Raw genomic sequence first — 18,694 nt, forward strand, 5'->3', positions numbered from 1 at the left:
TATCAACACCCAACAAAAATTTAAAAAAAATGCTTACAATAATAGATAAATATATTCTTAAAAGATACTTAGCTACTTTTTCGGTTATGTTATTGTTATTTATTCCTATAGGAATTATTATTGATGTTTCTGAAAAGATCAATAAAATGATAGAGCACAAAGTGCCTTTAAAAGAAGTTGTTAGTTATTATATAGATTTTATAGTTTATTTTGCCAATATTCTTTTTCCTATTTTTTTGTTTTTATCAATAATTTGGTTTACCTCAAAATTAGCAAACAATACTGAGATTATTGCAATTCTAAGTTCAGGGATTTCATTTACACGTTTTCTAAGGCCTTATATCATTGGAGCTACTTTTGTTTCATTAGTTTCGTTATTAATGGGCTTTTTTTTAGTCCCAAAAGCTAGTGAAGGGTTTAAAAATTTTAGGTACACCTATCTTATAGGTAACGGACAAGCTGAAATGAGGCAACTGTCAGATGTGTTTAGACAAATTAGCGACGATGAATTTATATATGTAAGTAATTTTAATTCGATATCAAAAACTGCTTTCAATTTCTCTCTCGAAAAATTCAAAGGAGATAAATTAGATTATAAAATTACTGCCAATAGAATAAAATGGAACCCTAAAGATAAAACGTATACTCTTTTTGGTTATACCAAAAGAACAGTCGGAAAACTCGATGATTTTATTGAGCAAGCCGATCAAAAAGTAAAGAAGTTTAATTTTGAACTTGACGATTTAACACCTACCGTTTATGTAGCTGAAACGTTAAGCCTTTTTGATTTAATTAAGTTTATTGATAGAGAAAAAAGTAGAGGCAATGCAAACATTAATGTTTATCTAACCGTTTTATACAAAAAGTACAGCGTACCCGTTTCAGCCTTTATTTTAACAATAATTGCTGTAGCAGTTTCTTCAATGAAGCGACGAGGCGGTATGGGATTGAATTTGGCAATAGGCATTCTTTTATCTTTTTCTTTTGTGTTTTTTGAGAAAATTTTTGGAGTTATGGCAGAATCATCTACGATGCCTCCAATTGTAGCCGTTTGGATTCCAAATATTGTTTTTGGATCTTTAGCAATATATCTTTTGCGAAATGCAAAGCGATAATCTAAAAAGTTATCTTCATCTCCATTTAATTGTATTTATTTGGGGGTTCACCGCTGTTTTAGGGGCTTTAATTTCGCTTGATGCCATACCGCTAGTTTGGTATAGAATGTTAATTGCATCTGTTTTTATAGTACTTTATATTTCTTTTAAAAAATTTTCATACAAAGTTCCTTTAAAAGCGCTTGCGGGATTTCTGTTTCTAGGATTAATAATCGCTTTACATTGGTTAACTTTTTTTAAAGCAATCAAAGTTTCCAATGTATCTGTGACTCTAGCTTGTCTTTCAGCAGGTGCCTTTTTCACCTCTTTTTTAGACCCCTTATTACATGGAAGAAAAATCATTAAATATGAAGTTCTCTTCGGATTAATCGTTATTTTCGGATTAGGAATCATATTTAGAGTGGAAGGAAATTATATAGATGGAATTCTTTATGCCTTAAGCTCTGCATTTTTATCCGCTCTTTTTTCTGTTGCAAATAGTAAGTATGCCAAAATTTATAATCCCTCAATAATTTCTTTTTATGAAATTTTTGCAGGTGTTTTATTTATTTCAATTTATTTATTGGTAACCAATAGTTTTGATAAGGCTTTTTTTACTATAAAAGCTTCCGATTGGATGTACTTAATTTTGTTAAGTTCAATTTGCACCGCTTATGCTTTTATTGCATCCGTAAAGGTCATGAAGTTTTTAAGTCCATACACGGTAATGCTAACTATAAATTTAGAGCCTATTTACGGGGTTATACTAGCAGTTCTTATTTTTAATGAAAAAGAAAGAATGAGTTTAGCGTTTTATATTGGTGCGGGAGTTATCCTTTCGATGGTGATATTGAATGGAATTGTGAAATATTATAAAAAATAATTCCTAATAGTGTTTTGAATTTTTCTTTTTTTAGGCCTTTAAAAATTAGGTTTCTGTAAAATAATCACAACTAATTTTAGAAAAATTCTTTCGTTCACAATATTAAATTTTATCTTTGTTTTCCTAATTACAATTAAACCGATTAAATCCTATGGAATATTTAGATTTTGAGCTTCCCATAAAAGAATTAGAAGACCAACTAGAAAAATGTCAAGCAATTGGTCAGGAATCTAATATCGATGTTACCAATACGTGCAAACAAATAGAAAAAAAACTAGAAGATACTAAGAAAAAAATATACAAAAATCTTACGGCATGGCAACGCGTTCAGTTGTCACGTCATCCTAATAGACCTTATACGTTAGAACACATTACTAATTTAACAAAAGGAACTTTTTTAGAGCTTTTTGGCGATAGAAGTTTTAAAGACGATAAGGCTATGGTTGGTGGCTTAGGAAAAATTGATGGGCAATCGTTTATGATTGTCGGTCAACAAAAAGGGATTAATATGAAAATGCGTCAGTTGCGTAATTTCGGAATGGCAAATCCTGAAGGTTATAGAAAAGCGTTGCGATTGATGAAAATGGCTGAAAAATTCAATATCCCTGTTCTTACCTTAATCGATACACCAGGAGCATATCCTGGACTTGAAGCTGAGGAGAGAGGTCAAGGAGAGGCTATTGCCAGAAACATTTTTGAAATGTGCCGACTTAAAACTCCAATTATCTCAGTGATTGTAGGAGAAGGCGCTTCGGGGGGTGCTTTAGGAATTGGCGTTGGGGATAGAGTTTTAATGATGGAAAACACTTGGTATTCAGTAATTTCGCCTGAATCATGTTCCTCTATTCTTTGGAAAAGTTGGGAATATAAAGAACAAGCTGCAGAAGCTTTAAAACTGACCTCTGCCGATATGAAAAAACAAAAATTAGTTGACGATATTATTCCAGAACCATTAGGAGGAGCGCATTATGATAAAGAAACTACTTTTAAAACGGTGCAACAATATATCATGAAATCATATAATGAATTAAAAGATTTATCAACAACAGAATTAGTGGCCCAGAGGATGGATAAATACTGTAAAATGGGCGAATTCAAAGAGTAAAATCTTACAAAAGAGTGTTAAATCCGAAGCCTTATCGCTTCGGATTTTTTTTGAGTTATAAACAAAAAATAGTGATTTATCAACATCTATTTCTAATAACTCTAATTCCTAATTTTTTATTTTTTAGCTACATTCGCAACATGGAAAATTTCAGAAACATAAGCCCAATAAAAGTAGATAAAACTACCATTATCAATTTAGAGAAAGGCAAATTACCTCCACAAGTACTAGATCTTGAGGAAGCAGTTCTTGGCGCTATGATGATTGATAAAAAGGGAGTAGATGAAGTTATCGATATTCTTCAATCGGACGCATTTTATAAAGACGCACATAAACATATTTTTGAAGCGATTGTTCAGTTATTCACAGATACACAGCCTATTGACTTATTAACAGTATCGGCTCAACTTAAAAAGAATGCAAAATTAGAATTGGCAGGAGGCGATTTTTATCTCATTCAGCTTACTCAAAAAATATCATCCTCTGCACATATTGAGTTTCATTCCCGAATTATTTTACAAAAATACATTCAACGCAGTTTAATTCGAATATCCTCAGAAATTATCGAAGAGTCTTATGATGAAACTACAGATGTTTTCGATTTATTAGACAAAGCCGAATCTAAATTGTACGAAGTAACACAAGGAAATATTAAACGAAGCTCAGAGACAGCTCAAAGTTTAGTTATCCAAGCCAAAAAACGTATCGAAGAAATTGCTGGAAAAGAGGGTTTAAGCGGAATTGCAACTGGTTTTGAAAAATTAGATAAAATTACATCGGGTTGGCAACCAAGCGATTTAATAATCATTGCAGCGCGACCTGGTATGGGTAAAACTGCTTTTGTGCTTTCAATGGCAAGAAATATTGCTATAGATTTTGGACATCCTGTAGCTTTATTTTCATTAGAGATGTCTTCTGTTCAATTAATTACCCGATTAATTTCCTCTGAAACGGGTTTGTCTTCTGAAAAATTAAGAACAGGTAAATTAGAAAAACACGAATGGGAACAGTTGAGTATAAAAGTAAAAAATTTAGAAAAAGCACCCCTTTTTATTGATGATACTCCTTCATTATCAATATTCGATTTAAGAGCAAAATCAAGACGATTAGCTTCTCAACATGGAATAAAATTAATAATCGTCGACTATTTACAATTAATGACCGCTGGCGGAAACGGAAAAGGAGGCGGAAATAGAGAACAAGAAATTTCTACCATTTCAAGAAATTTAAAAGCCTTAGCTAAAGAATTAGGTGTTCCTGTAATAGCTTTGTCGCAATTATCTCGTGCAGTAGAAACACGTGGTTCTAGCAAAAGACCCTTACTTTCTGATCTTCGTGAATCTGGAGCGATTGAGCAAGATGCCGATATTGTATCATTTATATACAGACCAGAATATTACAAAATTGATGAATGGGATGACGACGAACAATCGCCAACTCAAGGTCAAGCTGAATTTATTATTGCCAAACATAGAAACGGTTCCTTAGAAAATATCCGATTGAAGTTTATTGGAAATCTTGGTAAATTTGACAATCTTGACGATTATGGAGGAAGTTATGATGACCTTCCTTCAAAAATGAATCATGAAGACAATCCATTTACTACAAAAAATCTTCCTTCGCCAAACGAAGCTTTTGGGAGTAATATAAATTCTCAAGATGATGAGAGCGATGTCCCTTTTTAAGCAATAAATAATTAAATTCCACCAATTGAGTGGATTTTTTTATGATTTCATTTACATATAAATCAATTATCTTTGAATAATAAAAACTTAAGAATGCACATCAAAAAAATATTTTATTTGATATTATTTCTTGTTTCGTTTTCAGTAAAAGCCTCTTTTATTCTTTTGCCAATGGATGAAACAACTCAAAAAAATCATCTTAAAGCTTATGGTATTACCTATTGGTGTTTAGATAAACAATACAAAGCCAGTTGGTTATTAAATTACCGTGGAGGTTCTTTTTTATTACCCGATGCTCCTGAAATTAGAAAGGAATGTCAAATTCGTGGTGTTAGTTTTGAAATCATTTCTGATAGCGAACAAGAATCTATTTTACAAGAAATTTCAAGTCCTTCCCAAAACATGGATGCAGTAGTTTTAGAAAAAGCACCTAAAATAGCAGTTTATACGCCAAAAGGAAAGCAACCTTGGGATGATGCAGTGACTATGGTTTTAACATATGCAGAAATTCCTTTTACGCCCATATATGATGAAGAAGTTTTAACGGATCAATTGCTGTTGTATGATTGGTTGCACTTGCATCATGAAGATTTTACAGGTCAATATGGAAAATTTTTTGCGATTTATAGAAATGCGCCATGGTATATTGAACAGAAAAAACAAGCTGAAGTATTGGCGACAAAATTGGGCTATAAAAAAGTTTCTGAAGAAAAATTAGCCGTGGCCAAAAAAATAAGAGACTTTGTTATTGGTGGAGGCTTCATGTTTGCCATGTGTTCAGCTACTGATAGTTTTGATATTGCTTTATCTGCGGAAGGTGTTGACATTTGTGAATCTATGTTTGACGGAGATGAAAGTGAAGCCAATTATCAAACTAAAATAGATTATACAAAAACATTTGCTTTCAAAAACTTTACACTGGATAGAAAGCCCGAACACTATGAGTTTTCTGATATTGACATGACTGAAAAACGCCGAATTCCCTTTGAAAAAGATTATTTTACTCTTATGGATTTTTCGGCAAAATGGGATCCAATTCCAAGTATGTTGTGCCAAAATCATACTCAGCTTATTAAAGGCTTTATGGGACAAACTACAGCGTACGAGTTAGAGTTAATTAAATCTAATATCCTAGTAATGGGGACTTGCGAACTAAATGGTGAAGCTCGATATATTCACGGACAAAAAGGAAAAGGAATGTTTACTTATTATGGTGGTCATGATCCAGAGGATTATCAGCATCGAGTAGGAGATGAACCCACTGTACTAGATTTGCACCCTAACTCCCCTGGTTTCCGATTGATTTTAAATAACGTTTTATTTCCAGCTGCTAGAAAGAAGAAATTAAAAACATAGGAAAAAATGTCTATAAACGATTATTATTATCCTTTTGTCCAAAATTTTAAACAATTATTTTATATTTTGTTTTTTTAATTAACTTTGCAAAATAAATTAAATCACTTATTTTTATTTACTTAAGTAAATGAAAACGAGATAGCTGATAAGCCCAACCAGTTTGTATTTAATAATAAAACGATGAAAAAAAGAAACCCAAATCTATTGTTATTATTTTTTTTGTTTGTGTCATTTATTACAAATGCACAAGTAGGGATAAATACAACTACACCAAATGCACAACTTGAAATTACATCAAGTAATCAGGCAACGCCTAATAATACTGATGGTATTCTGATTCCAAAAATAGATGCTTTTCCTGTTACAAATCCAACAGCTGCTCAGCAAGGGATGATGGTTTATTTGACTACTACAATTGGATTAAATCCACCTGGATTTTATTATTGGGATAATACTGGAACACCGAGTTGGAAATCTGTTGGGGGCTCTGGATCAGGTTCAAGCTCGTCTGGCCACTATATAGGTGAATTATTTGAGGGAGGAATTATTGTTGCTGTTTGGAAAGAATCTGGAGTAGAACATGGACTAATTGCTTCTTTAACAGATATTGGAAAAGCAGCAGTAGGGCCATTTCAATTTAATGTTCCTTGGACATCAGCTGCGTTTACTTCTACAGTAGTACCAGCCCCTTTTGCTACGAATACTGTAGATGGACAGACAAATACAAGCGCTATAATTGCACAAAATAGTAATGCAGCAGATACAGCGGCCACATTGTGTGATCAATATTCTAATTCTGGATACAATGATTGGTACTTGCCTTCTTATTATGAATTAGACCTTTGCTATAATGCAGCATTTTTGGTAAATAAGGTTTTAGGAGTTAATGGGTTTAGATTGGGTGGATATTGGAGTTCTACGGAATTAAGTTCAACTAATGTCCTTTTAACCTATTTTCAACAAGGATATGCTACACCTGGCGCAACTAAAGGTAATGGTTTTTTTGTTCGTGCAGTAAGAAGATTTTAGGTTATACTAATTATCTATATCAAAATATCGCTTTCTAAATCTGATTTTTCTATTTCAAAATCAAAACCAAGACGTTTAACGAGTTCAATCACTAAATTTTTATACCAGTTTTCTGATTTGGGATGAATATAGATTTTTTCAATAAGTTTCTTGATATCCACATCTATTTTCAATCCGTTATCTATTGTCAAATTGTGTGAAGTTACATCAGAAATGATTCGAATTTCCCGTTCATATTGAAAACTTTTCCGCTTAAACAAAAACGGAAAAAAAGTATTGTTAAAAGGAATGTATTCTTTTTTATAATCAATATAATTCACTTCGCCTATGTGCTGGTCATAGTTAATTTCAGGAGCCAGTGCTTCTTGTAAGCGACCTAAAGTAGACTGAATGGCCAAACCTTCACTTTTTTGGGTAAAAATTTGCCACATTGCAAAGGATTCATATTCGTTAATGTGCCAACTACTAATAACTACATTTTTTCTGTGGGTTTTGTAATAATCTAAAAAGTCAGGATTGTTGACTGAAAGTTTTTTGATTTCTTCAAAAGTAGGCTCGCTGAAAGTGCCTTCGTATTGATCTTCAAATTTATCAGAACGCGACATAAATAGTTTTCTGTACAACAACAAATCGACAAATTTTGACAAGTCCAAATACTTCCAAACAATGGTATTTGGGTCTTTAGGTTGCTTGATTTTTTTATCACTAATGTACATTTCAAATCATTTAGGATTCAAACGACTGCATCGAAACTAATTTATGGTAGGTTCCGTTTAAAGCAATTAATTGTTCGTGACTACCTTGTTCCACTATTTTTCCTTTTTGCATCACTACAATCACATCTGCTTTTTGAATCGTCGAAAGCCGGTGTGCAATTACAATTGAAGTTCTGTTTTGCATCATATTTTCTAGCGCTAGTTGAACTAGTTTTTCACTTTCAGTATCCAATGCCGATGTTGCTTCATCCAAAATCATAATCGGAGGATTTTTTAAAACCGCTCGGGCAATACTCAATCGTTGCTTTTGTCCACCTGATAATTTGTTGCCACTGTCTCCAATATTGGTGTAAATTCCGTTTGGTAAATCTTTGACAAATTCGAAGGCATTAGCAATTTTTAAAGCTTCAATAATTTCTTCATCAGACGCGTCTAATTTCCCAAGAGAAATATTTGCTTTTATGGTATCGTTAAATAAAATACTATCTTGTGTAACCAATCCCATTAATCCCCGAAGAGATTGCAGATTTAAGTTTTTGATATCTATACCGTCAATAGATATTTGACCTTCGTTTACATCATAAAATCGAGTCAACAAATTGGCAATAGTGCTTTTGCCACTACCTGATTGTCCAACTAGCGCAACTGTTTGTCCTTTATTTACATTTAAAGAAAAGTCTTTTAAAACGGTTTCATCTTCGTATTTAAAATTGATGTTTTTAATACTGATTGTGTCATTAAAGGTGTCTTTTTCCAGAGCATCAATTTTGCTAATAATAGGATTTTCTTGTTCTAAAATTTCTAAAACGCGTTCGGCAGCAGCATTTCCTCTTTTAATACTATATGAAGCTTTAGATATTGATTTTGCAGGAGTTAAAATATTATAAGCCAATCCCATATAGGCTATAAATGAAGCGCCATTCAATGTTTTTTCTATTAAAACCATGTGTCCGCCATACCAAAGCAAAATAGCAATTACCATAATTCCCATAAACTCACTTATAGGTGAGGCTAGATTTTGACGGTTGCTAATACTGTTTGATAAATTAAAAAAACGACTGGTTGATTCTTGAAATACGGTATTAAAATAATTTTCGGAGTTGTATCCTTTTACTACTTTTAATCCCCCCAAAGTTTCTTCAATAGTAGATAAAAAAGTACCTTGTTCCTGTTGGGCTCTTGTAGATTGCTTCTTTAGTCGTTTTCCAATTACCGATATCACATAGCCTGAAAGAGGAATAAAAACAAATACAAATAGAGTCAATTTTATACTTATTGTAAACATCATAACTATTGTAAAAATGATAGTCAAGGGTTCTTTTACTATAAGTTCAAGTATAGAAAGGAAAGAAGTTTGTACTTCGTTTACATCACCAGCTATCCTAGATATGGTATCTCCTTTTCTTTTTTCCGAAAAAAAGGCAAGAGGCAATTCTAGTGTTTTTTTGTACATGGCATTTCGCATGTCTCTTAAAATTCCGTTTCTTAAAAAAGTAATAAAAAACATGGCGAGGTAATCGCATAAATTTTTCAATAAAAAAATCGAAATAATAACAAAAACCATTATTGATAAAGTATATCCAATTCCGAAATTATCAGTAGAATTGGTAATAAAATAACTCAAATAGTTTTCTAGATAGTCTTTAATTGAAAGTATTCCTTCCCAAACTGGCGCAGATGTATTTCTTTTTGTCTGGTCAAACAATACCTGCATCATAGGTATTAAAGCCATAAAAGAAAGCGTACTGAATAAGGCGTACAGTATATTGAAAAAAATGTTTAAATATGCGTATTTTTTATAAGGTAATATATAAGGAAATAACTTTTTAAAATTGTTCATTAAATGATTTTTAAATCTAGCAGGATATTTTTTATTTTTTCATCTAGATAAGACTCGACTTCTGGAACATGATTTACGGAATCTAATTTGGCATTTACACTTACGTAGAACTTTATTTTTGGTTCAGTGCCGCTTGGTCTTGCCGCGATTTTAGATCCATCCTCTGTGTAATATATCAAAACGTCCGATTTTGGCACATTCATAGTTTCTACTTCGCCTGATAAAAGATTTTTTGCTGTCGAATTTTTATAATCTTCAAGCATCACTACTCTTTGTCCGTTGATTTCTTTTACAGGATTTTCACGCATATCTACCATCATCTGATTGATTTGGGTTAAACCCTCAATTCCTTTTTTAGTCAACGAAACTAGGTGTTCTTTGTAAAATCCAAAGTCAACATACAATTGTAATAATGACGCATATACTGAGCTTCCATTAGCTTTAGCTTGCGCTGCAATTTCGCAAACTAATAAAGTTGCAGCAACCGCATCTTTATCTCGAACAGCATCACCTACCATAAAACCAAAACTTTCCTCGCCGCCACCAATAAACTTAAGTTCAGGAAAATCTTTAATCATTTTAGCAATCCATTTAAAACCAGTCAAGCCAATTTTACATTCTACATTATAAGCAGTCGCTAATTCCATCATCATTGGAGTAGAAACTATTGTAGAACCTATAAATTGTTTTCCATCTATTTTCCCTGCTTTTTTCCATTGCTCTAATAAGAATGCAGTCATCAAAACCATGGTTTGATTTCCGTTAAGCAAAATCATTTTGCCTTGAGTGTTTCTTACCGCAACTCCAAGTCTGTCGCAATCTGGGTCGGTTCCTATAACAATATCTGCATTCAATTTATCTGCTAATGCCAAAGCCATCGTTAACGCTTCTGGTTCTTCTGGGTTTGGAGATACCACTGTTGGGAAATCGCCATTCGGGACAGCTTGTTCTGGAACAATATTCACATTAGTGTAACCCGCTTTTGATAATGTTTCAGGAATAGCTTTTATAGATGTGCCATGTAAAGAAGTGAAAACAATATTTAAATTTTCCTTAGCAGTCTTTGATGTATTAAAACTGGCATTTTCAATAGTTGATTGTATAAAAGCTTGGTCAATAGCAAGGTCTATATATTCAATTAAATCCTCATTTGCCTGAAATTTAATTTCATTGTATTTTAGACTTTCAATAACGTTAACAATAGCCGCATCTTGAGGGGGAACAATTTGTCCACCGTCTTCCCAATACACTTTATAACCATTATATTCTGGCGGATTATGCGAAGCCGTCAATACTATTCCGGCTTGACAACCCAAATATTTTAGAGCAAAACTCAACTCTGGAGTTGGTCGCATATCTGAAAATAAATACACTTTTATTCCATTTGCCGAAAAAACATCTGCTACTACTTTTGCTAATGTTTGGCTATTATGTCGGCAGTCAAAAGCTATAGCTACTTTTAATGCTTTTCCTGGAAAAAAATTGAGCATATAATTAGAAAGACCTTGTGTGTTTTTTCCTAAAGTATATTTGTTAATACGGTTTGTTCCAACGCCCATTATGCCTCGCATTCCACCAGTTCCAAATTCTAGATTTTTATAGAAACTTTCTTCTAAATTTTTTGGAGAAGAAGTCATCATCTCTTTGATTTCGTCTTGTGTTTGTTTGTCAAAAGTTGGTGTTAACCATTCGTTTACTGCGTTTAAAATGTTTTGTTTGATTTCCATGATGTATGTTTTAATAAATCTAAAATTATTTCTATATGTTTAATTTACTTTGTAGTTTCACTTATTTTATACCTTTCCTCATTGTTTTTGGTTCTTAGAATAATCTCTCCTAAAAAACCAGCTAAAAATAATTGGGTTCCAATAATCATTGTAGTTAGCGAAATATAAAACCAAGGATTGTTAGTTACCAGCCCATAAGGCAAATCGTGATACAATTTATAAAGTTTCATAATACCAATAAATCCTGCTGAAAGAAATCCTATTATAAACATTAAAGAACCTAAAGCGCCAAACAAATGCATGGGTCTTTTTCCGAAACGAGAAAGAAACCAAATGGTAATTAAATCTAGAAAACCATTTATAAATCGATCCATACCAAATTTAGTTTCACCATATTTTCTAGGCTGATGAAGCACCACTTTTTCGCCAATTTTACCGAAACCAGCATTTTTAGCTAGAACTGGAATATAGCGATGCATTTCTCCAGAAACTTCAATATTTTTTACAACTATATTTTTGTAGGCTTTTAATCCACAATTAAAATCATTTAGTTGAACACCAGAAGTTTTTCGGGCTGCCCAATTAAATAATTTAGAAGGGATATTTTTAGCAAAAACCGAATCGTAGCGTTTCTTTTTCCAACCTGAAACCAAATCAAATTTTTGATTGATAATCATATCATATAATTCCGGAATCTCGTTAGGACTGTCTTGCAAGTCAGCATCCATAGTAATAATAACGTCGCCTTGAGCTTTTGCAAACCCTGCGTGTAAGGCTTGCGATTTTCCGAAATTTTTCAAGAAACGAATTCCTTTTACATTTGAATTTTCTATTGACAACTGTTCAATTATTGACCACGATTTATCGGTACTTCCATCATCAATAAAGATAATTTCATATGAATAATTGTTGGCTTTCATTACAGTAAGAATCCAGTTTTGAAGTTCCTGTAACGACTCTTCTTCATTAAGAAGCGGAATTATGATAGATAAATTCATTAATTATAAGCTTTGAGGTCTGTCTCGTTTAATGATTAAAGCGGTTACAAGTCCAATGATACTGTATACAATCAAATTAAAAGCAAAACCTTTCATTTGACCCAATGCGCCAAATGAGTCTGATTTTTCCATTTCCGCAATCATTTTATTAATATCGGCTGCTTTAGTGCCAAATTTCTGCATCATTTCTACAGAATATTTTATAATATTATCTGTAATAATAGCTTTAGCTTCAGTATCTATAACATTAAACAATAAAATGCTATATAAAGTAGAAATAAAAAAACCTAGAGCCACAGTAATAAAAAAACTACTAAACACTTCTTTAAAAGTGATAAAACCACCAATATTTTTCTTGTATTTTATGGCAGCCAAAACTCCGAATCCAGTAATAATCATAACATTTACAATACCAATCCAAGAACTAGTAAATAAACTAATGTCAATAGAATAGATAAGTGTAGTCATGACCACTAAAAAAATCCCTAGAAAAATCCCTAAATTCAATGAATTTTTTCTCAAAGCCTCCATAAAGTATAAATTGGTTAAAAATTAATTTACAAATATAACAATTCCCAATTTAATGAGTGAACTATTTCCGTTTGGATAATCAATTAAAAAAAATCAGCATAAGGTTTGATTATTGAAAAATAAGTGTAAATTTGCACTCTCAAAAATAATTATAAAAAAGTTATAGTGAGTTGATACCTTTCCGTAACGAAAGCATCAAGACAAATTATAATTGAAACAAATAAAAAGATTCACAAGATGAAAAAAGGAGTTCACCCAGAAAATTACAGATTAGTAGCATTTAAAGACATGTCAAATGAAGATGTTTTTATCACTAAATCTACTGCTGATACAAGAGAAACAATTATACACGACGGTGTAGAATATCCAGTAGTGAAAATGGAGATTTCAAGAACTTCTCATCCTTTTTACACTGGTAAATCTAAACTTATTGATACAGCAGGTCGTATCGATAAATTTAAAACTAAATACGCTAAACACGTAAAATAATATTTTTTTCGTTGTTTTCAATCATACAAAGTCTTCCAGCTCGGGAGACTTTTTTATTTTATGCTGATTCCTAATCGTATGCCTAAACTTTGTAACTTTGAATCATTGTAACCTTGACCCGAGCCGAAAGGCGAACGGAGTGAAATTAAACTTCTAAAAATGAACTATATTCTTTTTGACGGAACTGTAAGAAACGCATTATTACCATTCACTTTTACACGACCTGTTGCCGATATCCGCATCGGCATTTTAACCATCCGTGAAAAATGGGAGAAATATTTGGGAACTACCACTACTACTTTAACTGAGGAGTATTTGTCAGAAAAATATCCAATGGTAGAAATGGAAGAAAACATTATGATAAACGCTTCTTTTTTGCCAAATGGCGTTTTATCTGAAATGGTGTCAAATCTTGAAGCCAACCAAGCTATTTTTAAAGGAGAAGAAGTCATTGCTTTTTTTACGCAAGACACACAGGAAGAAGTTGATTTTGATGCATATGAAATTATAGAATACAATGAAGATTGCCTTTTTATAGCTAATACTTGGGATATTTTCGCCAAAAATGATGCTGCAATTCGAGAGGATTTCGAACTTTTAACAGAAGATAGAAAATCACAACCCATCCCTAAAAGTGTTAATGTAATATCTCCCGAAAATATCTTTATTGAAGAGGGTGCAAAACTCGAATTTGTAACGTTAAACGCTTCGACGGGGCCAATTTATATAGGTAAAAATTCTGAAATCATGGAGGGTTCCGTAATTCGTGGGCCATTTGCTTTGTGCGAAGAAGCTCAAGTAAAACTGGCTACAAAAGTATATGGCGCTACGACTGTTGGGCCTCATTGTAGAATAGGTGGTGAAGTAAATAATTCCGTGCTCTTTGGGTATTCAAATAAAGGTCATGATGGGTTCTTAGGAAATTCAGTTCTTGGCGAATGGTGTAATATAGGAGCCGACAGTAACAATTCGAACTTAAAAAATAATTATGAAGAAGTGAAATTGTGGAGTTATGAAACAGAAAATTTTGCTAAAACGGGGCTTCAATTTTGCGGCTTAATGATGGGCGATCACAGTAAATGTGGTATCAATACGATGTTTAATACGGGGACTGTTGTTGGTGTGAGTACAAATATTTTTGGTTCAGGCTTTCCTCGCAATTTTGTGCCAAGTTTTTCTTGGGGAGGTGCTTCAGGTTTTACGACTTATATTACCAAAAAAGCTTTTGAAACTGCTAGAATTGTTATGTCTCGACGTCATATTGAGTTTACAGATGAAGATGCTAAAATCTTAGAATACGTTTTTGAAGAGACTAAAAAATGGAGGAAAGAGGAATTAATTTATAAAAACACACCATAGACAATACTTGAGACAAATGGGGAAAGTTTTAAAACGAAGCTTTAATTCAAATAGAAAAAGTAGAACTCAGTAATTCCACATAAAACATTTAAGTTCATTTAGCTCTTGCTTAAAGTTCTTAAATGAATTAAATCGTGTAGTTTTTTTGATTTTGTTCGAGCTAATGTCATAAAAAATAAAGACATAAAGTCAACTTCTTTGATGTCCTTTTTAATTTTCTTAAATTCAATTACCGTTTTACTAATAGTATCAAATGCAATAATATGCAGGTTTGTTCTTGATTTTATCTCATCATATTCTTCTAATTCAAAGCCTATTAATAATACAATAACCATTGTTATTTTATCGTTAGAGACTTCAATTGAGTGTCTTCTGGGAACTACAGTGAGTTTTTTGTGTTCTTTAAAATCAACCATATAGGCTAAAGATTGATTGATGTCTTTATTTTTTAGGAGATCAAGTAAAATAGAATGATTGATTCTTCGGTATATAAATTCTAAATTTCCCATAATTAAAACATGCCTCCTCCTATTGCTAATCTAATTACGCCTACAATTACAACAATGGTGCAAATTTTCTTCCCGCTTTCGGCATTAGATACGCTACTAATGATTAGGCCAACAACAGCCATTGGAACAACAATCCAATTTAGCCAACCCAATAAGGGTATAAATGCCACTAGCATGGCCAACAAACATATGATACCTAGAAGTAAAGACACAGTTTTCATCAATTTTATAATATAATTTTGCCTACTCTAGTTGGTTTTCAGCTTCCCCATTTGATACGAAAGTAAATTCCGAAAATGCCAAAGTGCGACGGACTAAAATAAAATAACCAACATTTTTTGGGTGTTGGTTTGGTTCTAATGAAAACCTTTTAATTTTTCTCATTTGGGTTTAACATTTAAATCCTTTCTAGTACTTGTTTGTAATCCGAAATTGTACTCTTTTCTAATTCTAATATTTTTTATCATTTTTAACTAATTTTAAATTAATGTTTTATTTTACTTTTTTTAATAAGTGCAACATGTATTTAAAACCCTATCCTACTTCCTTTATTTTTAGGACCCCAAGATTCGTTTTCGCAAAAAGCCATGATTTTTTCAAAATTTATTTTTTTACCCAAAACCACCTCTTCCATCACACATTTTCGGGCTATGTTTTCCATTTCTCCTCCCGAAAATGGGAAACGTTGTGCTAACAATAAGGCTTCTTCAGGAGTGATTTTACGAAGTTTCGTTTTCCATATTTTTGATGCATTTTCCAAGTTAGGCTTTTCAAATCCTATTTTAAACAAAAAGCGGCGTTCAAAAGCAGCATCTAAATTTTGAATCAAATTAGTGGTGGCAAACAAAATTCCTTCAAAATGTTCCATTTCTTCTAAAAAAATGTTTTGTATGGCATTTTCGGTATCGGCCACCGAAGATGATCCTGCGTCTTTGCGCTTCCCAATGATTGCGTCGGCTTCGTTGAGTAATAGTATCGGACAAACCTCCGATTCGTCTTTGAAATCTTGATAATCGGTGAATATTTTTTTGACCAATTTTTGACTCTCTCCAAACCACATCGATTTATTATCGGAAATGTCAACTTTATAAATCGGACGGTTGTATTTTTTTGCCAATTGATATACTGTTTCTGTTTTTCCAGTTCCTGGTTTGCCATGCAAGAGTATCGTTATTCCCGATGTCATGTTGTTGATTTTTAATTTTTTTTGCAATTTTATGAAAGCAACTTCCGACATGCTTCTTGAAACCGATTCCAATTGTTGTTGCTCGGCAGGGTTGTAAAATAATTGGCGTTTTTGGATTTTTTCAGTATCAATTAGTTTGTCGTTTTTGTTGACTTTGTATCCAATTTTAATGCCTTCAAAATTGTATATCAAATCCAATGCTTTTTTGGTCAATTGTATTTTGTGTGAACCTGCAAACAACGCATTGCCCTTTTCGATTAAGTTCAATTCATTGAGTTTGGTTTTGCCTTCTAAAAACTGTGAAATGTATCGAGATGTATCTCTTTTATAAAAGGTAAAATCATCAACGGTACTTTGCAAACTCGATTGAAAATTGTTTTCACCTCTGCTCATTCCATCGATGATGACATCAAAAAAGACGAAACAATCAAGAAGTTCTAATTTACTCTTTAATGCAAAATTGACCAATTTAAAGTGTTTATTTTCTTGCAATAAATTTTTGAACTGATAAATGAAATAAGAATATTCAATTTCCTTATTGTCTTTTTGTTCGCTAAGTTTATCAAATTCACTTAGAAATCCTTCGAACGTATTTTCTCTTTCTTTAACTAATAATAATTCATCTGGAATGGTTTTGTTATCCGAAATGAATCTGATAATATGCTTAGGTACAATATATTCTACTGTATCTCGTAATTTGACTTCAATTAATAGTTCCTTCTTTACTAAAAGTTCTAAATGCGACATATATTTAATAAATTCATAGTACTCTAGATTTAAATGTCTCATCAAAAAGTACAATTTGGTCGATTCTATACAACCTAATACAATAAAAGAGGCCGCTAATACCGACTCTATTTCATTGGTTTTAAAGTATTCAGAAATCATTACAATTTCTTTTTGTAAATTTTCGTAGTGTTTCATTTTTAATTTTGAGTCTTTTGAAGCTTGATGAACTTGTTCAATTGCTTCCAAAATTGTGCAGGTGGTAGTTTCCATAAGACGTTAATTTTAATATTGAAACAAAATTATCGTCTCACTCCGTCAAATTGCGACGGACTAAAATAAAAAAACCAACACTTTTTGGGTGTTGGTTGAGTGAAAAAATAGATATTAAATTAAACCACATTATTTTTATAAGAATGCTTTTTCTGAATGTTTTTAGTAAAATGAATTTCCTTTTTTCGATTAAGTAGCATACTATTTTTTTTATAAAAGTAATGGCAAGAAATGTCAAAGGGTGTCGTTGTAAAATATTATATAAAACAAAGGAGGCTTGAAAAAGCCTCCTTTAACATATTCATTATCCAATACTTCGACAGACATTCTTTTTCCAAGCGAATACCATTGGTGTTATTTTATAGCCTCTATTTTTTTATTATCGGCTTTTCTATTTAGTTTAAATTTATTTTAAAAAGGTATTATAGATTAAAGTAAAGAAGTTAACTTAGTTGATTTTTCTTCCATTTCTCAATTGTAGTAATGATATCATCTACATATAAATCCCTTTTTATTGAAGTTTGTGCAGGATGATAAGCAGAAATATAAAGCTTTTCATTGTCGATAATATAACCTACTGAGCCTTGAATTTTAATTTCAAATTTTTCTAAATTGAGTAGACTAGAGTATAAATGAAAAGTATTACCAAAAATATATACATTTGGATTTAGTAAGTCTATTTGTCTTATTAATAAATCTGAGTGTTTCTCTATAGATTCGTATAAATCAGAAAAATCAGTTCTAGTGACATTTTTTGAAGGCAATTTTTGCGAATTGATAAATGCAACATTTCTAACAACATCACACATTTCGTGAGCATCTCTAATAAAATTCATTTCTTTCCATTTTACAAAATTATTATGAACGCTATAAGAAATGTAAATCATTGGATGCCAAGTTGGTTTATGACTTCTGTTAAATTGCTCTAAGTATAAATCATTTCCCTTAAACATATCAAAATATGACCATCCTCCTCCTGTACCATCTTCTTCATCGTAAGGTTCTTTTAACATCCAAGCTAGTCGTATGTCTTTTTTGAAATAAATGTCTGGTATCATAACACCGTCTGGAATAACATATCTATTTTCCTCTGGTTTATTCATTCTAATAATCATTTCATCAATTAATTTTTTATACTCAAAATCAAAGTTTTCTGGTTTCATATTTTATAATTTCTGTAAATTTAAT

The 18,694-nt window shown here is 31.9% G+C and carries 17 protein-coding genes; 8 read left to right on the top strand and 9 right to left on the bottom strand.

Annotated features, from left to right (window positions below; all coding sequences use genetic code 11):
* Positions 1-29: 29 nt before the first annotated feature.
* The 6 genes from F6464_RS08960 to F6464_RS08985 all read left to right on the top strand — a co-directional run bounded on the left by F6464_RS08960 (position 30) and on the right by F6464_RS08985 (position 7,152).
* On the top strand, positions 30-1,115 hold the full coding sequence (locus F6464_RS08960; RefSeq protein WP_151107460.1) for an LptF/LptG family permease: 1,086 nt from the start codon (positions 30-32) through the stop codon (positions 1,113-1,115).
* Positions 1,102-1,977 (top strand): DMT family transporter, encoded by an 876-nt coding sequence (locus F6464_RS08965; protein ID WP_151107461.1) that lies wholly within the window; start codon positions 1,102-1,104, stop codon positions 1,975-1,977. The genes F6464_RS08960 and F6464_RS08965 overlap by 14 nt, the downstream gene beginning before the upstream one ends.
* Positions 1,978-2,128: 151 nt before the next feature.
* Positions 2,129-3,082, top strand: coding sequence for an acetyl-CoA carboxylase carboxyltransferase subunit alpha (locus tag F6464_RS08970; RefSeq protein WP_151107462.1), 954 nt, complete (start codon positions 2,129-2,131; stop codon positions 3,080-3,082).
* 140 nt (positions 3,083-3,222) lie between these two features.
* Positions 3,223-4,767: a replicative DNA helicase gene (dnaB, locus tag F6464_RS08975; protein WP_151107463.1), complete on the top strand. Its 1,545-nt coding sequence runs from the start codon at positions 3,223-3,225 to the stop codon at positions 4,765-4,767.
* 93 nt (positions 4,768-4,860) lie between these two features.
* Positions 4,861-6,123, top strand: coding sequence for an asparagine synthetase B (locus F6464_RS08980; RefSeq protein ID WP_151107464.1), 1,263 nt, complete (start codon positions 4,861-4,863; stop codon positions 6,121-6,123).
* 180 nt (positions 6,124-6,303) lie between these two features.
* On the top strand, positions 6,304-7,152 hold the full coding sequence (locus F6464_RS08985) for a DUF1566 domain-containing protein (protein ID WP_151107465.1): 849 nt from the start codon (positions 6,304-6,306) through the stop codon (positions 7,150-7,152).
* Positions 7,153-7,166: 14 nt separating this feature from the next.
* On the opposite strand, the gene F6464_RS08990 is transcribed toward F6464_RS08985, so the two are convergent.
* The 5 genes from F6464_RS08990 to F6464_RS09010 are packed head-to-tail and all read right to left on the bottom strand — an operon-like array spanning position 7,167 to position 12,964.
* Entirely contained in the window at positions 7,167-7,868 is a 702-nt protein-coding gene (locus F6464_RS08990; RefSeq protein ID WP_151107466.1) for a hypothetical protein, read from the bottom strand.
* A gap of 10 nt (positions 7,869-7,878) precedes the next feature.
* Complete coding sequence (locus tag F6464_RS08995) at positions 7,879-9,708, bottom strand: ABC transporter ATP-binding protein (RefSeq protein ID WP_151107467.1); 1,830 nt, start codon at positions 9,706-9,708, stop codon at positions 7,879-7,881.
* Positions 9,708-11,435 carry a phospho-sugar mutase gene (locus F6464_RS09000; protein WP_151107468.1) on the bottom strand — a complete coding sequence of 576 codons (1,728 nt, stop codon included), beginning with the start codon at positions 11,433-11,435 and terminating at the stop codon, positions 9,708-9,710. Before F6464_RS09000 ends, F6464_RS08995 begins: the two co-directional genes overlap by 1 nt.
* Before the next feature lie 44 nt (positions 11,436-11,479).
* Positions 11,480-12,433: a glycosyltransferase family 2 protein gene (locus F6464_RS09005; RefSeq protein WP_151107469.1), complete on the bottom strand. Its 954-nt coding sequence runs from the start codon at positions 12,431-12,433 to the stop codon at positions 11,480-11,482.
* A gap of 3 nt (positions 12,434-12,436) precedes the next feature.
* Positions 12,437-12,964: a DUF4199 domain-containing protein gene (locus tag F6464_RS09010; protein ID WP_151107470.1), complete on the bottom strand. Its 528-nt coding sequence runs from the start codon at positions 12,962-12,964 to the stop codon at positions 12,437-12,439.
* Between the two features lie 237 nt (positions 12,965-13,201).
* On the opposite strand from F6464_RS09010, the gene F6464_RS09015 reads away from it, so the two are divergent.
* Both F6464_RS09015 and F6464_RS09020 read left to right on the top strand, forming a co-directional pair.
* Entirely contained in the window at positions 13,202-13,453 is a 252-nt protein-coding gene (locus F6464_RS09015) for a type B 50S ribosomal protein L31 (RefSeq protein ID WP_151107471.1), read from the top strand.
* Positions 13,454-13,612: 159 nt separating this feature from the next.
* The gene (locus tag F6464_RS09020) at positions 13,613-14,812 is read left to right on the top strand and encodes a GlmU family protein (protein WP_151107472.1); all 1,200 of its coding nucleotides are present in this window, start codon (positions 13,613-13,615) and stop codon (positions 14,810-14,812) included.
* 98 nt (positions 14,813-14,910) lie between these two features.
* Here F6464_RS09020 and F6464_RS09025 read toward each other — a convergent pair whose 3' ends face one another.
* The 4 genes from F6464_RS09025 to F6464_RS09040 all read right to left on the bottom strand — a co-directional run bounded on the left by F6464_RS09025 (position 14,911) and on the right by F6464_RS09040 (position 18,669).
* On the bottom strand, positions 14,911-15,321 hold the full coding sequence (locus tag F6464_RS09025) for a hypothetical protein (protein ID WP_151107473.1): 411 nt from the start codon (positions 15,319-15,321) through the stop codon (positions 14,911-14,913).
* 2 nt (positions 15,322-15,323) lie between these two features.
* Complete coding sequence (locus F6464_RS09030) at positions 15,324-15,542, bottom strand: hypothetical protein (RefSeq protein ID WP_151107474.1); 219 nt, start codon at positions 15,540-15,542, stop codon at positions 15,324-15,326.
* 305 nt (positions 15,543-15,847) lie between these two features.
* A complete protein-coding gene (locus F6464_RS09035) occupies positions 15,848-17,506 on the bottom strand; it encodes an ATP-binding protein (protein ID WP_151107475.1) in 1,659 nt (552 codons plus the stop codon).
* 443 nt (positions 17,507-17,949) lie between these two features.
* Positions 17,950-18,669 (bottom strand): hypothetical protein, encoded by a 720-nt coding sequence (locus F6464_RS09040; protein ID WP_151107476.1) that lies wholly within the window; start codon positions 18,667-18,669, stop codon positions 17,950-17,952.
* Between the last annotated feature and the right edge of the window lie 25 nt (positions 18,670-18,694).

Source organism: Flavobacterium luteum (assembly GCF_008806775.1).
GTDB classification, from domain to species: Bacteria; Bacteroidota; Bacteroidia; order Flavobacteriales; family Flavobacteriaceae; genus Flavobacterium; species Flavobacterium luteum.

What these genes read in the sequence shown, in the direction of transcription:
- F6464_RS08960 (WP_151107460.1), top strand. Translation starts at nt 30, where the DNA reads ATGCTTACAATAATAGATAAATATATTCTTAAAAGATACTTAGCTACT.
- F6464_RS08965 (WP_151107461.1), top strand. Translation starts at nt 1,102, where the DNA reads ATGCAAAGCGATAATCTAAAAAGTTATCTTCATCTCCATTTAATTGTA.
- F6464_RS08970 (WP_151107462.1), top strand. Translation starts at nt 2,129, where the DNA reads ATGGAATATTTAGATTTTGAGCTTCCCATAAAAGAATTAGAAGACCAA.
- dnaB (WP_151107463.1), top strand. Translation starts at nt 3,223, where the DNA reads ATGGAAAATTTCAGAAACATAAGCCCAATAAAAGTAGATAAAACTACC.
- F6464_RS08980 (WP_151107464.1), top strand. Translation starts at nt 4,861, where the DNA reads ATGCACATCAAAAAAATATTTTATTTGATATTATTTCTTGTTTCGTTT.
- F6464_RS08985 (WP_151107465.1), top strand. Translation starts at nt 6,304, where the DNA reads ATGAAAAAAAGAAACCCAAATCTATTGTTATTATTTTTTTTGTTTGTG.
- F6464_RS08990 (WP_151107466.1), bottom strand. Translation starts at nt 7,868, where the DNA reads ATGTACATTAGTGATAAAAAAATCAAGCAACCTAAAGACCCAAATACC.
- F6464_RS08995 (WP_151107467.1), bottom strand. Translation starts at nt 9,708, where the DNA reads ATGAACAATTTTAAAAAGTTATTTCCTTATATATTACCTTATAAAAAA.
- F6464_RS09000 (WP_151107468.1), bottom strand. Translation starts at nt 11,435, where the DNA reads ATGGAAATCAAACAAAACATTTTAAACGCAGTAAACGAATGGTTAACA.
- F6464_RS09005 (WP_151107469.1), bottom strand. Translation starts at nt 12,433, where the DNA reads ATGAATTTATCTATCATAATTCCGCTTCTTAATGAAGAAGAGTCGTTA.
- F6464_RS09010 (WP_151107470.1), bottom strand. Translation starts at nt 12,964, where the DNA reads ATGGAGGCTTTGAGAAAAAATTCATTGAATTTAGGGATTTTTCTAGGG.
- F6464_RS09015 (WP_151107471.1), top strand. Translation starts at nt 13,202, where the DNA reads ATGAAAAAAGGAGTTCACCCAGAAAATTACAGATTAGTAGCATTTAAA.
- F6464_RS09020 (WP_151107472.1), top strand. Translation starts at nt 13,613, where the DNA reads ATGAACTATATTCTTTTTGACGGAACTGTAAGAAACGCATTATTACCA.
- F6464_RS09025 (WP_151107473.1), bottom strand. Translation starts at nt 15,321, where the DNA reads ATGGGAAATTTAGAATTTATATACCGAAGAATCAATCATTCTATTTTA.
- F6464_RS09030 (WP_151107474.1), bottom strand. Translation starts at nt 15,542, where the DNA reads ATGAAAACTGTGTCTTTACTTCTAGGTATCATATGTTTGTTGGCCATG.
- F6464_RS09035 (WP_151107475.1), bottom strand. Translation starts at nt 17,506, where the DNA reads ATGGAAACTACCACCTGCACAATTTTGGAAGCAATTGAACAAGTTCAT.
- F6464_RS09040 (WP_151107476.1), bottom strand. Translation starts at nt 18,669, where the DNA reads ATGAAACCAGAAAACTTTGATTTTGAGTATAAAAAATTAATTGATGAA.